The sequence below is a fragment of the Pseudomonas sp. NFPP07 genome, assembly GCF_900115645.1.
Lineage (GTDB): Bacteria > Pseudomonadota > Gammaproteobacteria > Pseudomonadales > Pseudomonadaceae > Aquipseudomonas > Aquipseudomonas chlororaphis.
Window position 1 is genome coordinate 96,819 of the sequence record NZ_FOXG01000014.1, and the last position, 14,391, is coordinate 111,209.

Below are 14,391 nucleotides of genomic sequence, written 5' to 3' on the forward strand. Positions count from 1 at the left end.
GCTCAAAGCGACCAGCGTACCGTCACCATGGCATTGCGCGGATCGCCATACTGGTTGATGCCATAGACCGTGTTGGTGCCGATGCTCTGATAGTACTTCTTGTCGAAAACGTTATTGAGGTTCAGGCGGATATCGACATGCTCCGAGGCTTTGTAGCTGGTCATCAGGTCGACCAGGGTGTAGGCCTCTTGTTCGATGCGGAATTTGCTCGTCGTGTCATAGAAGTTGGTGCCCTGGTTGTAGATGGTGTTCTGCCGATACACGCCGCCACCGATGGTCCAGCGATTGAGATCGCCGGGCAGCTGGTAGGTGGTGAAGGCCTTGAACACATGGCGCGGGATATCGGTGTCGTACAGGCGACCCTTGTTGTCCGGGTTGGAGTCCTTGGTGTATTTGACTGAGGCGTAGGTGTAGCCGGCCCCCAGTTCCCAGCCCGGGGCCAGGGATCCGTTGATTTCCAGCTCGATACCTTGGCTGCGGACTTCGCCGGCGGCTTCATAGCAGGTGGTGCCTGCCGGGGTGCACTGGTTGGGGCTCACTTCCTTGGCGCGGTTTTCCTGGTCGATGCGGAAGATCGCCGCGCTGGCATTCAGGCTGCCGTCGAAGTACTCGCCCTTGATACCCAGTTCGTAGTTCTTGCCTTCGATGGGCTTGAGGGCGTTGTTGGAGGTGTCGAGTTCGGTCTGCGGCTTGAAGATGTCGGTGTAGCTGACATAGACCGAGTGATGTTCGTCCAGGTCATAGATCGCCCCGGCGTAGCGGGTCAGGTGCCGCGTTACCTTGTTGGGCAGGCTGGAGGCGGAAGGCCTGCCGTTCCAGGTGGTGGTGACGTCGTATTTGTACCAGTCCAGGCGGCCGCCGAGGATCAGCTTGAGGTCGTCGGTGAGGTTCAGGCGCGTGGTGACATAGGTGCCTTCCAGCTCGCTGGTGCGGTGCTGCGTCCAGGGGTTGGCGCTCATGTCCGGCTTGGGAATGCCGCTGGGGTTGTTCAGGTCGGTATGGGTCTCCAGGTCGATGGGCAAGCCCTTGCCGTTGAACGTCAGTTCGCGCTTGCTGGCGCCCACCACCAGTTCATGGGTACGGCCGAACAGCGAGAACGGCCCGGTGACATAACCGTCGTAGCTGCTTTGCTTGTCCTTGTAGTCGTACCGGCCGATGTTCTGGCCGAACTCATCGTAGTCGGGGCCCATGCGCTCCGGGATGGAGCCGAGCATGCTCAGGTCGGACCAGCTCCTGCTGGCGGCCAGGAGCATTTTCCAGTTGTTGGCGAAGCGGTACTCCAGGCGGGTGAACGCCGTGGTGTTGTCCTGGTCCCAGTATTCCCAGTCGCTGCCCAGGTAAGTGGAGCGCTTGAGGTGCAGGTCGCTGCCGTCCTTGGCCACGGGCAGGCCGCCCCAGGCAGTATTGTTATTGGCGTTCTGGTTGGAGATGCCGAAGGTGAAGGTGGTGTCTTCGTTCAGGTCGGCCTCGGTGATGCCATAGAACACCGAGCGCTCGGAGCTGGTGAAATCCTGGAAGCTGTCCTTGGTCTGGTAGGCGGTGACTATCCGGCCACGCAGGGTGCCACTGTCGTTCAAGGCATTGGAGGCGTCGAATTCGGTGCGGTAGTTGTCCCAGCTGCCGGCGCTGCCGGTGACGGTGACCCGCGGGGTGGCGGTCGGGCGCTTGCGCACCATGTTGACCGCCGCCGAAGGGCTGCCGGCCCCCTGCATCATGCCGGTGGCGCCACGCACCACTTCCACCCGGTCGAAGATCGCCATGTCGGGGGTGGAGTTCATATCCCGGCTGAGGTAGTGGCTCAGGTCATTGGGCAAGCCATCGGTCATCAGGTTTTCGATGGTAAAGCCGCGGGAGTAGAAGGTCGGCCGCTGCGGACCGTCCTTGGTCACGGAAATCCCCGGGGTGCTCTTGAGCACGTCTTCCAGGGTTTTCATGTTCTGGTCATCCATGCGCTGGCGGGTGATGACCGTGACCGATTGCGGTGTTTCCCGGGCCGTCAGGGCCAGCTTGCTGGCGGTCTGCATGGCCCCGGTGGTGTAGGAGCCGGTGTCCTCGGTGGTCATGCCCAGGCCCTGGGCGGTGATGGTGCTGGCCCCCAGTTCCAGCGAGCCTGTGGAAGCACGGTTGAGAATGGTCACCGAGTTGCCCTTGAGGGAATAGGCGACCCCCGTGCCATTGAGCAGCACCGCGATGGCCCGCTCCGCCGAATAGCTGCCGGTCAGCGCGTTGCTGCGCTTGCCTTGCACATCGTCAGGGCTGTACAGCACTTGCAGGTTGGCCTGGCGCCCGAACTCCTGCAGGGCCGACGCCATGGATTGCGAAGCGATGTTGAAATGGACTTCCTGGGCCTGGACCTGCGCCATCAAGGGCAGGGTCAGGGCCAGGCCCAGGGTGCGCGAAGCCATTCTCGGCGAGAACGCCTGGCAAAGGAGGGCTTTGGCCAGAGGAGTCAGTCGATGTTGTGCGGGCATGCTCATGTGCTCTTAGAAGTCCGGCAGATGTAATGATTGTTAATGCTAGTAATTCTCAGTTCTGTCTGTATGACGCACCAGTGGCCATAAACCGGAAACAATCACGCCGGTTGCAGATCAGTCATGACTTTGCCGGCCTTCATGCGCACCAGCTGGTCGGCGATATCGAAGTAACGATCGTCGTGGCTGATGACGATGATGGTCTTGCCCAGGCGCTTGAGGTCCGGCAGCAGCTCGGTGTAGAAAATCCGCCGGAAGGCCGGGTCCTGGTCCGCCGCCCATTCGTCGAACACCAGCACCGGGCGCCCTTCGAGCCAGGCGTTGACCAGGGCCAGGCGCTTGCGCTGGCCGGTGGAGAGGTCGGTGGTGGTGAAGGCGCCATCCTTGACGCTGACCTTGTGCGCGATCTCCAGGCGGTCCAGGTACTGGCTGGCGCTGTCCAGCGACTGCTGGCCGCCGCCCTGGACCAGGTCGTCGAACAGGTAGTAGTCGGCGAACACGGTGGTGAACAGCTGGCGGTAGTCGTCCCGGGCCAGGTCGGTCACGGCCTCGCCGTTCAGGCGTATTTCCCCGGCCTGGGGTTGGTAGAGCCCCAGCAGCAGCTTGATCAGGGTGGTCTTGCCGCAGCCGTTCTCGCCGACGATGAATACGATGTCGCCCTGCTTGATGTCCAGGTTGATCGGCCCCAGGTGGAACGGCTCGCTGCCTTCCACCGCGGGCGGGCTGTAGCTCACGCCACGCAGTTCGAGGCTGTGCACCACGGGTTTCGGCGCCTCGGTAGCGTCCAGCAGCAGGTGGGGTTCGGGGGAAGAGAAACGCTCGGACAGCTCGCTGATGCGGCCGAAGGCGATCTTCGCCTTGCCCACCACCGGCAGGTAGGACACCAGGTTTTCCAGCGGGCCCTTCATGTACAGCAGCACCAGCACGAAGCCGGTGATCACGGTCGGGTCCGGGTTCGGGTTGTAGGCCTGCATGGCCAGGGCCAGGCCGATGACCACGAAGAACAGCATCGAGCCGAAGGTCTTGGCCAGGATATAGATGTTCACCGAACGCACCTGGATCGAGGCGATGCGATCCGCGGTCTCCTGGATGCGGTGGGTATTCATCCGGTAGCGGCGCGGGCGGTGCATGCGCAGTTCCTTGGCGCCGGAGGCAATGGCGTTGTAGTAGCGCTGCAGTTCGTCTTCCTGGTCGCGGGCCAGGTCGAAGCCGCGGATCCCCTTGCCGCCGGCCACGTACTGCACGCTGATGCCGATGATGATGGCGACCACCATCATCAGGAACATCGGCACCGACAGGTACGCCAGGTAGCCCAGGCAGCCGAGGGTGACGGTGGCGGCGATGGCCAGCGGGGTGAAGGCGAAGGAGAAATCGCTGATGGTGTCGACGTCGTGGGTCAGCACCGGGATCAGGCGGTGGGAGCGGTAGCGCTCGATCTGGGTGATGGGCGCCGAGAGCACTTTTTCCCCCAGGTCCTTGCGCAGGGCGGCGATGATCCGCTGGCCCACGTAGTTGGTGCCGATATCCGAGACGATCGAGCTGGTCAGGGCCAGCAGGCACAGGGCGGCGAAGGTCAGCACCACGCCCTGGGTCATGCCGGTCGCCGAGTGCAGGGCGTTGTTGATAGTGGCCAGCAGCAGGGTGATGGCCAGGCCGCCTACCATGCCCAGGGCAACGGAAATCACCACAGTGGTACGAAAGGGTCTGAGCAGGGCGAGCAGTCCGTGAAAGGCTCCGCGCTTGGGGTCGGTCATAAGGGGTTCCCGGCAGTGAATGAAGGGTCGAGGCACAAAGACCCGTACTCATGACAGACGAACCGTTGGCGGGAGTATTTAGCACGGCCGCGGGCGTGGATAAATTGCCCGGCGCCTGATTCGTTCTTGTTTTGCAGGTGCACGCGTAACGACGTCGTGCCTGGCCCATTCAGCGAGAGCGAGCAAATGACGAAAAAGAATCTGGTGTATGTCTGGTCCCTGAGGAACGCGGCGGCCGACAAGGCCGGGCAGCCGGTGGCCTACAAGGATCACGAGCGCTACATGAAGTCGGTGCTGGAGTTCCTGGTGGAGACGCTGAACCAGACGCCCCTGGGCGACGCTTATAACCTGGTCGGGGTGGTGTATGACGACGACGAGCAGTCGCCACGGGACCGGCAACTGGTGAGCGACTACGGCTTCGCCTATCAGCCCGGCCGGCAATGGCTGTACCCGGCGGACCTGCGCGTGCAGGGGCGCCTGGTCAATGAGCTGCTGCTCAGCGTGCCGTCCACCTATCGCCGCCATCCGCGCGGTTCGGCCGAGCACATCGCCGGCAAGCAGGATTTCGAGCGTCGCCTGCACGACACCCTGGTGGAACTGAAAGCCGACATCGTGGTGCTCGACGGCCTGCTGGTAATCCTCGACGAGCTGGTGCGTCCCGGCGCGCCTTTCGCGCGGCGGATCATGAACATCCATCCGGGCATCACCCGCCTCGAGTCGCCTTACGAGCGCCGCGGTGCCTATGCCACCTGGAATGCGCTGTACGGTGCCCGGGGGCAGAAGGTGGTGGACTGGACCACCCGGGAAACCGAGCCGGTCGAGCCGCTGTACATGACCGGTGCCTCGTTCCACTACGTGGACAACGGCATCGATTCCGGCGAGGTGTTCCACGACGTGCTCAACACCGAGATCGCGCCCGAGGACACCATCCTCGAACTGCGCTGGAACAACTTCAACAACAGCCTGTTCCCGGCCTTGCAGGAAGGTCTGGCGCTGCTGGCCGAGACGCTGCGCGAGCAGCCGGTTGGCGAATCCCGCGCCGGCGCCTGAGGCTCGCGGCGGTCAAGCGCGGCATCGCGCTTGACCGCTGTCGATCGGCCTCTTATTTGTGGCCGGTGCCAGGTTGTTCCAGCTCACGGGCTACGCGAAAGCCCAGGAAGTCGCCGCGAACCTCGCGCTTGCGGCTGTTGCGGTTGCCCGAGCGGGAGAACACCGGGGCCTCGCCCCAGTCGTTGCCGCGAATCTGCGCGTCGAGACACACGCCGCCCGAGTCTTCCATCCAGGCACTGCCATCGGTGGGCGCGCCGACATAGTCGGGGTGCCAGCAGTCGGCGACCCACTCATAGACATTGCCGTGCATGTCATACATGCCGAAGGCGTTGGGCGGATAGCTGCCCACCGGGGAGCTGTAGCTGTAGCCGTCCTTGGGGCCGTAGGTGTTGGCGTGCTTGCTGATCTGGTACTGGCCTTCTTCATCGAACGGGAAGGGGAAGGAGCCGGTGCTGCCGGCGCGTGCGGCGTACTCGCGTTCGGCCTCGCTGATCATCCGGTAGTGCTGGCCGGTCTTCTTCGACAGCCACTGGGCATAGGCCTGGACCTCGGCATAGTCGACGCAGACCGCGGGCTGGCGCGGGCCTTGTTGATAACGCGGCTTGCTGGCCTGGCACAGGCGGCCGGGCCGGTCGTCGCCGTCCTTGATCACCGTGCCGGTCTCGCGGATGTAGGCATCCAGCTCGCCGGCGGTCACGTGGAAACGGCTGATGGCGAAGGGCTTGCTGAAGGTCACCTTGTGCAGCGGGCCTTCGTCGGGTTCCCTGCCGACCTCGCCTTCAGGGGAGCCCATGACGAAGCTGCCGGGGGGCAGCACCACCATTTCCGGGCAGTTCTTGCAGTCCTTGAACACGCTGCCGGGCTTGGCGGGTTCGGCGGCCTGGGCAGTGAGGCTGACCAGGCAGCCGAGCAGCGCGGCGAGTGAGGAGCAGGCGATAGGTTTCATCATCAATAACCTTGTGCGATGTAGAGAAAAGAGGTGGACGAGGGCTCAGGCGGTCTTGCCGCCACGCAGTCGCTTGCCCAGCAGGTCCATGGCGCGGTCGATATCCGCCTCGCTGTTGAGCAGGCCAGGCGCCATGCGCACTACGGGTCCCGCGTCGCGGTCCACTGCATCCACCAGGACGCGGTTCTCGATCAGCCAGGCGGCGGTGGCGTCGGTGTCCAGGTGCGGGCCACGGAAGAAGGTGAAGCCGGCGGACAGCTGCGGGCTCAGGGGCGTCACCAGCTCGATGCCTGGCAGTTCCTGCAGGCGCTGCTTGAGGTAGCTGTTGAGTTGGTGGATGCGCGCCTGGACGTTGGCCTTGCCCAGTTGCATGTGCAGTTCGAACGCCTGGTCCACGGCCCAGCGGTGTTCGAAGCTGTGGTAGCCGCCAGGGGTCATGGTGGTGGCGAAGTCCTGGTTCTCGGAGAAGGTCGCCACCATCGGCGTCAGGTGCTCGAGCTTTGCCGAACGCGAGCAGAAGATCCCGGTGCCCCGCGGGCCGAACATCCATTTGTGGGTGCCGGCGACGAAGAAGTCGCAATTGAGGTCGGCAAACGTGACGTCCTCCACCCCCAGGCCGTGGACGCCGTCGACGCAGTAGAGAATCCGCTCGCCCTCGTCGCGATTGCGGTTGTGCTGGTCCACCAGCTTGCCGATCTCGCCGATCGGCAGCTTCACGCTGCTGCCCGATTGCACCCAGGTCATCCCCAGGACGCGGGTGTTGGGGCTGATGCTGCGGTCGATATTGCCCAGCACTTCGTCGATGGAGACCTGGTGGGGCGACTTGAACAGCTCGATGGTGCGCACCTGGGTGCCGTCGCGCTGGGAGCGGTACTTGAGTGCGTTGCGGGTCGAGTAGTGTTCATGCACCGTGGTCAGTATTTCCTGCCCGGGGCGCACGTGGATGCCGCCATACATCATGGCCAGGCCTTCGGTGGTGCTGCCGGTCAGGGCCACCTGGGCGGGCTTGATCTGCAGGTAGCGGCCGACGCTCTCGCGCACCTGGGCCTCGTGCTTCCAGGTGTACTGGGTGTCGTAGTCCATGGCCATGGCCGGGTTGCGATCCAGCACCGCGCGGTACTGTTCGATGGCCTCGCGCACGGGCCTGGGGTGCGAGGTGATGAGGAAGTTGGCCAGGTGCACATAGTCCGGGTCGAGGTCGAACAGCTGGCGCAATTGGGCCCATTGCTGGGGGCTGGTGGCGGGCGTGGCGGCGGCCCGGGCCTGGCCGATGGCGAAGCTGCCCAGGGGCAGGGCGGCGGCCAGCAGGCCCGCGTGCTTGAGGAAGGTCCGGCGATTGGTCACGGGAGGGTTCTCGTTCAGGGTTCGGTCGGTCATGGTTCAGTCGGCGACGGCGGCGTGTTCGGTTAAGGCATGTTCGACGGCACGATCGATGGCGTGTGCGGCAGGTTGCGCGGTGGGTTGCGCCGGCTTGGCGAGTTTGCGCACCTGTTCCCAGACGCGCAGGTAGTTCTCGCCCCAGAGCTTGGCGATCTCGATGTCGGTGTAGCCGCGCTGGATCAGCTCGGCGGTGACGTTGCGGTTGTCCGCCACGCTCATCCAGCCGTTGACGCCGCCGCCCTCGTTGAAGTCCGAGCTGATGCCGACGTGATCGATGCCGATCTTTTTCACCGTGTAGTCGATGGCGTCGACATAGTCCTTGAGGCTGGCCTTGGGCTCTTCTTCAAGGATGCCGTACAGGGCGCTGGCGTACTCGCCGAAGCGCTGTTCCGGCCAGATGGTGATGACCGAGTCGCCCGGCATCAGGGCGTTTTCCAGGCCTGGCAGCGGGGCCAGGTCGAAGCGCTTGCGCAGGGCGTTGAGCTTGTCCAGGGTCGGCTGGCTGAGGGGGCGCAGGTAGGTGGAGAAGCCCACGACCTGGACCACCCCGCCGGTGGCCTTGATGACCTGCAGTTCCTTGTCGCTGAGGTTGCGCGGGATGTCCACCAGGGCCCGGGGCGCGGAGTGCGAGGCCACCAGCGGCGCGCGGGTCAGGGCCGCGACATCGTCCAGGGCCTTGCTGGACATCTGCGAGACGTCGATCACCACCCCCAGGTCATTGAGCCGGTGCACGGCCTGCCTGCCGATCGGCGAGAGGCCGCCGAGGGCGTCCCGGGTGTCGTTGAAGAACGGCAGCGGGCGCGAGGAGTCGGCCCAGTCGTTGTTGCCCACATAGCTGAAGCCGAACAGGCGCATGCCGCGGGCGGCCCACTTGTCCAGCTGGTCGAGGTCGTCGCCCATGGCATAGGCATTGAGCAGGCTGACCACCACCGCCAGCTTGCCTTCGGAGGCGATGCGGCGCAGGTCGGCGGGGGTATAGGCGATGGCTACCTGGTTGGGGAAGTCGCGCACCAGGCCCTGGATGATCCGGTAGCGGGTCTCGCGCTGGTGCCGGGCTTCTTCGACGAAGCCGGCGGTGGGGCGGTGCGGGGCGTTGGGGCCGTTCCACATTTCCGGCCAGGCGAGAATGCTCAGGGCCACGCCGGACATCCTGCCGCGACCGGCCTTGACCAGGTCGAACTGGCGATGGGTGTCCTTGTCCGCCTCGGTGCCTTCGGTGCCGAAATCCAGGGGCACGGTGACATGGCTGTCGAAGGAGATGATGCGCTCCTGCAGGTCGTTGGCACGCTTGACGATGTCGCTGGGGTAAGACACCCGGCCTTTCCAGTAGTAGTGCCAGGCGGCCCCGGTACCGACACCGAGTACGGCGACAATAAGTACCAGCAGGCTCAGGTAGAGGGTTTTCTTACCAGGTAATTTGATCATTGCTATCCCAGTCGCAGGCGGGCTGATGACGGGGTCGGGGCTGCAGGCGCAGTGCTTCCAGGTCCGACCTTTTGTGTACATCTATCCGCGATAAACGAGCTGGCCGGCGGCAAATTTAGCGGCCCGGGAGTGGCTCGCCGGTAAATTTCCGTGCAAATCCAACGTTCTAGCTAGATGCGTGACGCGCCACTGGATATAGGTAGAGCGATGAGGTTTTCGAGACGAGGATTTTTGACCGGTCTGGCGGTGACGGGGGCGGCTATTCCTGTGGCGCTCTACACCCGCAAGGAGTTGCAGCGCCAGGACGTGCGCCGTCAGGAAGAGCTGGAAATCACCCCGGGGGAAGCCAAGCTGGAAGTCGCCCTCGATCCGGGCGTGCGTCTCGCCGATCACCTGCGGGGCATCTGGGACATCGAGTTTCTGGACGCCCAGGCACCGCTACCGCGTCGCGGCTGTGAGCTGGTGCTCGATGTCGGTCCGACCGGGCGCGGCCTGCGTGGCTTTCTGGGGCGTCCGCAAAGCCTGCGCGGTGACGGTCCGGTGGAGTTTCGGGTGCAGGGCGAGCTGGCGGCGGTGGACGCCGCGAAATTGTGCTGGCGGCTGTTCGCCGCAGGCCAGATCGGCGGCGCGCCCAGCCATGAGTGCCAGGTGGTGCTCGACGAGGTCTGGGCGAGCTGGGGCAATGCCGGCAGCGGCACCCTCAGTGGCAGCCTGCAGTCGTTGCAGGCTTCGCCCTTGGCGCCGGTCTCCGCGGTGCGTTTCGTGGCGCGCAAGCGGGCCTTTCCCGCGGCCCGGGAGCAGAACGGCCTGAGCCCCGAGTTGCTGGCCTGGCTGGTGTCGCCGCAGCATCGCCTGTTCCACCAGCTCTGGCATGCCTCCCGGGATCGCTGGCATTCCTTGCCCAAGGACAAGCAAAACAGCCTGCGGGGGCTTGGCTGGCAGCCGGGACCGCTCAAGCACGAGCGCGATGCCCGTGGACGACGCAAGCATCGCAATGCCTCGGGAATCGACTTCCTCTTCATGCACCGGCACATGCTGTTGCAGGCCCGTTCGTTGCAACCGGACCTGGTGTCCTGGCAGCAGCTGCCCTTGCCGTCGCCGCGCCTGGAGCAGGACCGCCAGGGCTTTATCCGCTACTACGAAAACCACGACGGCTGCTCGGTGCCGCCAGCCTGGATCGCCGACGACGATGAAGAGTTCACCCGCTGGCTGCATGGCTTGAAGAGCGATGCGGCCTTCTATGGCAATTTCCAGGTCTGGGAGTCGCAGTACCAGGACCCCGAATACCTCAGCCGCCTGACCCTGGGGCAGTTCGGTTCGGAGGTCGAGCTGGGCCTGCATGACTGGTTGCACATGCGCTGGGCCGATGTCGCCCGGGACCCTGCCAACGGCATGCCGGTCATGGAGGCCCGGGTTTCCTCGGACTTCGCCGGACGCTGGTACCTGGCGCAGAACGACTTTCTCGGCGACCCGTTCTCGTCCCATGTGCATCCGATGTTCTGGAAGTTTCATGGCTGGATCGACGACCGTATCGACGATTGGTTCCGCGCCCATGAGCGCTTCCATCCCGGCGAAGTGCTGCGCCGCGAGGTCAACGGTGTGCCGTGGTTCGCGCCCGGGCGCTGGGTCGAGATCGACGACCCCTGGCTGGGGGCCTCGACCCATGGCTGCGGCCCGCTGGGCAACGCGCCTGGCGAGATGTCGCTGGAGATGGACCAGGAGGTCATGAAGCTGGCCCTGCGTATCGCCCTGAGCCGTGACGAGGAGGTGCCACAGCTGCTCAAGCGGGCACCGCGGCGTCCCTGGTACGCCCAGCACCTGAAACTCTGAACCGGTGGAAAAGGAGCACGCTTGGGGAGTGATTACTTTTGACATCTACGGCTGTGGAGTGTCCGTTGAAACCGTAGCGAAGGTTCTTGAAGGGCTCTTCAAACCGTAGAGACTCGAGTGGGAGATTGTGTAGGCACACCATTTCGTCGCGCGTTGCCTGCTACTGCTCCGTCATTAGACGATTGAATCAATATCAAGCGTATGTGGCGCGCCAATGCTGTGTCCGTAGATTGAAGCCAACAGACCATCATCAGCGTTTGCAGTGGGGGCCATGGCCAATTGTTCGACGACTCTGTTTTCCGGGTGGGCATTCCAGCGAGGCAGGCTCTCGGTCAACAGGTCAGGCTGTGTTGAAACCGACCCATAAACAAACTTCTGGTCAATCGTCACTCGGCGCAGGGTCTCCAAACGTTCGAGGGTCATTTGCACTTTATCGACCTCGCGATTGAGCGCCTCGATGACTAGTTCATGGGCTCGGGCATAGGGACCAGGGTTAGCGTTGAGCATGCGGCGCTTGAGGCGCAGTTGGTCAGTGATTTTTGTCAGGTCGCCCTTGACCCGTTCGACCTCTCCATCGGTCACTCGCGAACGCTTGAGCTCCAGGGCCTCCTGCCAGCGTCGCAATGTTGCCCAGCAACCAGGGATATAGCCGCCGACCATTGAATGATTACCCCCGTCAAGAATCTGCGAAATCAAGCCCGGTCTTTCAGGCAATCCCTTGTTCTGTTGAATGGCCAGGGTGCAGGCCGCATGCTGGGTAATGGTGTCGCAACCCGGCTCCCAAAGGATGGCGGATTTCTCCTGGCCACCCAGGTCTACTGGAAAGAAGTGGTACAACGTCCCGTGATGCTCATAGGGCTCTCCGCTCAGGTTAGTAATACCTGCTACGAACACCGAGAGGCCCAAGGGAACGTTGACGAAGGTCAAGGCTGCCCCTGTGCCATAGACAGATGCCTTGGTGTTCATCCAGGTCCCCGGCACGCTGGGCACTGGGTCGTTATGGTTGACCATGCGGTAATGCACTAAATCGGCAGCGCCTTTTACGAAGGTCGCGTCAGCAGCTCTTGGGGAGCCGTAGGTGTACAGCACGATGTCATAGTCGAAATCCTTCCTGCGACGCAGCATTTCCGAAAGCAGCAAGGTGATTGCCCCGCCCAGGCTATGGCCGCAAATGATCAGTTTTTGTCCGGTGTGGAACTTGTCGAAATAGCTGGTCGCGAGGTCATAGACCTTCAGTGCCGCCTCATAGAACCCTCGATGCACCTTACCCACGCCTTCCACAAAGGGGACTTGGAGTGCATCGGCGTCTCGAAGGCCATCCGCTATTTTTTCGTTGGTGCCGCGTACTGAAATCAGGACCAGCTCATCGTTATGGGTGATAAACGCTTGGGTGTCGGTGTCATCAGTTTGGTTACGATCATCAAGAAAATGAATTTTGGCCGGGTGTTCTTGTTCCTCTCCTAAATCCGGGCTATTCGATGGATACAGGTCAGGATCGAACGGCGCGATCTCCAGACGTTTGGAGTACGGCACGTCTTCGTATAGCGGGTAGTACGCCTTGGCTTGTCCTGGGTCCACCTTCCAGATTTCATCGAACTTGGCCAGGGCGTCGCCAAACCAGTTACCCATACTGGGTTTCTGTGGGAAACCTACGGTCTTTTTCGTGATCGGTGCCTTATCCGGTTCCTGGCCAAACGGGTTGTAGCTCAAGGTGGCCATGATGGCGAGTTGATACAGATTCAGCGCACAGAACTGCGAATCGGTGGAGAGCATCGGGCGCAAGGCCCTTAAAGGGCGAACCTCCAACACGTTGTGCTTGTTGGGCAGCAGACAGACACCACGCTCGCCATGCTCCCGCATCAGCTTGGCCCATCCCGGACGGAGTGGGTAGTGACACTCGACCTCAGGTGGTAAGTGCGCAATATGTTCGACGAAATGACGAACTTCGACTTGGCAAAAGAAATCCGCACAGGCTTGCGCCGGGTTGCTTTGGGTCCGCGAGCCGTCTTTATGATAGTAACGGGTTTGCTCGGCACGAACTTGAAGCTCGGTTATGGGGAGTGGGTAATGTAATCTTTGTTGTAGGTAGGCATAAAACCCATTATTCCCTTGATACTTCTCTTCGAGAATCAAGGCTATTGGGCCAGCAAAGTGATTATCTACTTTTCCTTTGCCCGTGCCGTCGAGTTTTCCGGTGTATGTGTAGCCTTCCGTATCGATGACTTTATAGGAAAGTCCAGCGTATGGCTGTCCCTCGCCAAACTCGTCCACCAATTGAAAACTGGTCCATTTACCTTGAACAGGGCAGGTAAACATACGGTTGTTTAGCGGGTGCTTCAGCTCTTCATCCAAAGTGACCATTGAGTGATTTCCTTATTCTGTGCAGCCAGGGTAAATGGAGCATTGCTTGCCATCGGGCATGCGGAATGTACTGAAGTCTTTATAGTTGCCGAAGCAGAATGCATATTGGTCTTCAAAGCTTTTGCCCATGCAACGCTTCCAGCCACCTGGGACCTTGACCCACGTATCGCCTATAGCTGGTCTTTCCTCATCAGCCAGCTTGATATTCAGTTTTACGGTTTTACCCGGTAGTTGATCCAAGGTGTAAGCCCCAACGGGACGCCCTTTCGTCACCATGCCCTGAGCGTCAACTTTCTTACAGATGAGGCTCTTCGAAAGACGGCGCTTTGGTCCTTGGGTACGGAAAAACCATTGACACTGGCCATTTATGGCGCTTTCTCCAGCAGTATCAAAAGTTCTTTTTTGGTGTTCTTCAAGTTGCTCGCGAACAACAATTACTGCCGTATCGCTGCCGAAGTCTCCACGATCTTCTCCATAAGCTGCATAAATATCTAACTCGACGCGATAGATAACCAGCCGGCAACCTTCGACAGTGCGATAAATGGGGATTTCAGAGTCAGGCTTGTATTTTTCCCTGAATTCTAAACGCCATCTTTGATTGTAACCAACATCCGGCTTTTTAACCGTACAGGTTTCTCCCTTGACGGGAGCATATTGAGCCACGGCTTCGTAAGTAAAGTTAGAAGGCATATCGGTGGTAAAGATAAAGCTTTCCGATTTACCAATAGCGCACCCTGCTGCCAGGGCCACGCAGGAACCCCAAAACAGGCTTTTAAATGTTCGTGTCATTGCGAGGCGTCTCCTTGCCAAAATTGCGTTGCCTTATAAACCCGCTGGAAATGAGCTGCCGGAGTTTCCTCAGGGGGCGCCTGCCAGCGCTCGGCAAGTGTACCGTCTGTTTCCTTTAAACTCTGGGCCAACAAGAACTCCAGTTGCTCCGATGATTGCCAGCCCCAAGCATCAGCCAAGGCCAACTGAGCGTTCAGCCATAGGCCGGGATCTTGTTGCTCGGCCATTTGGGCATAGGCGTCGAGATGTTCCGCCAACAGATAGCGACGGGCATTGACCTTGCGTAGGTAGGCCGATTGGTCGCCCTCAGCGGGCACGTTCCACCACGCGGGGCTTTCAGGGACTGGATGGTCACCCGGTGAGGGATTGCTGAGCGTTTTCCAGT

General features: G+C 61.7%; 9 protein-coding genes and 1 pseudogene. 2 read left to right on the forward strand and 8 right to left on the reverse strand.

What is annotated here, in order from left to right; genetic code table 11:
• Positions 1–2: 2 nt before the first annotated feature.
• On the reverse strand, positions 3–2,477 hold the full coding sequence (locus BM019_RS29065) for a TonB-dependent siderophore receptor (protein WP_092422338.1): 2,475 nt from the start codon (positions 2,475–2,477) through the stop codon (positions 3–5).
• Positions 2,478–2,572: 95 nt separating this feature from the next.
• A complete protein-coding gene (locus BM019_RS29070; protein ID WP_092422341.1) occupies positions 2,573–4,225 on the reverse strand; it encodes a cyclic peptide export ABC transporter in 1,653 nt (550 codons plus the stop codon).
• Between the two features lie 186 nt (positions 4,226–4,411).
• Here BM019_RS29070 and BM019_RS29075 point away from each other — a divergent pair, with 186 nt between their 5' ends.
• Positions 4,412–5,275 carry a formyltransferase family protein gene (locus BM019_RS29075; protein WP_092422345.1) on the forward strand — a complete coding sequence of 288 codons (864 nt, stop codon included), beginning with the start codon at positions 4,412–4,414 and terminating at the stop codon, positions 5,273–5,275.
• A 52-nt stretch (positions 5,276–5,327) separates the two neighbouring features.
• On the opposite strand, the gene BM019_RS29080 is transcribed toward BM019_RS29075, so the two are convergent.
• The 3 genes from BM019_RS29080 to pvdM are packed head-to-tail and all read right to left on the reverse strand — an operon-like array spanning position 5,328 to position 9,026.
• The gene (locus tag BM019_RS29080) at positions 5,328–6,221 is read right to left on the reverse strand and encodes a dihydropyoverdine dehydrogenase (protein WP_092422348.1); all 894 of its coding nucleotides are present in this window, start codon (positions 6,219–6,221) and stop codon (positions 5,328–5,330) included.
• Between the two features lie 45 nt (positions 6,222–6,266).
• Positions 6,267–7,565: a pyoverdine-tailoring periplasmic protein PvdN gene (locus tag BM019_RS29085; protein ID WP_092422366.1), complete on the reverse strand. Its 1,299-nt coding sequence runs from the start codon at positions 7,563–7,565 to the stop codon at positions 6,267–6,269.
• A 36-nt stretch (positions 7,566–7,601) separates the two neighbouring features.
• Positions 7,602–9,026, reverse strand: a complete 1,425-nt coding sequence (gene pvdM, locus BM019_RS29090) for a pyoverdine-tailoring dipeptidase-like protein PvdM (RefSeq protein WP_092422351.1) — start codon at positions 9,024–9,026, stop codon at positions 7,602–7,604.
• 207 nt (positions 9,027–9,233) lie between these two features.
• Here pvdM and BM019_RS29095 point away from each other — a divergent pair, with 207 nt between their 5' ends.
• Positions 9,234–10,856: a pyoverdine maturation tyrosinase PvdP gene (locus tag BM019_RS29095; protein WP_092422354.1), complete on the forward strand. Its 1,623-nt coding sequence runs from the start codon at positions 9,234–9,236 to the stop codon at positions 10,854–10,856.
• A gap of 174 nt (positions 10,857–11,030) precedes the next feature.
• Here the strand turns inward: BM019_RS29095 and BM019_RS29100 are convergent, their stop codons facing one another.
• The 3 genes and pseudogenes from BM019_RS29100 to BM019_RS29110 all read right to left on the reverse strand — a co-directional run.
• Positions 11,031–13,217: a lipase family protein gene (locus BM019_RS29100; RefSeq protein WP_092422357.1), complete on the reverse strand. Its 2,187-nt coding sequence runs from the start codon at positions 13,215–13,217 to the stop codon at positions 11,031–11,033.
• A gap of 12 nt (positions 13,218–13,229) precedes the next feature.
• The gene (locus tag BM019_RS29105; protein WP_092422360.1) at positions 13,230–14,006 is read right to left on the reverse strand and encodes a hypothetical protein; all 777 of its coding nucleotides are present in this window, start codon (positions 14,004–14,006) and stop codon (positions 13,230–13,232) included.
• Positions 14,003–14,391 (reverse strand): annotated as a pseudogene (locus BM019_RS29110) (DUF4123 domain-containing protein); the annotation flags it as partial. The gene BM019_RS29105 and the pseudogene BM019_RS29110, both read right to left, overlap by 4 nt.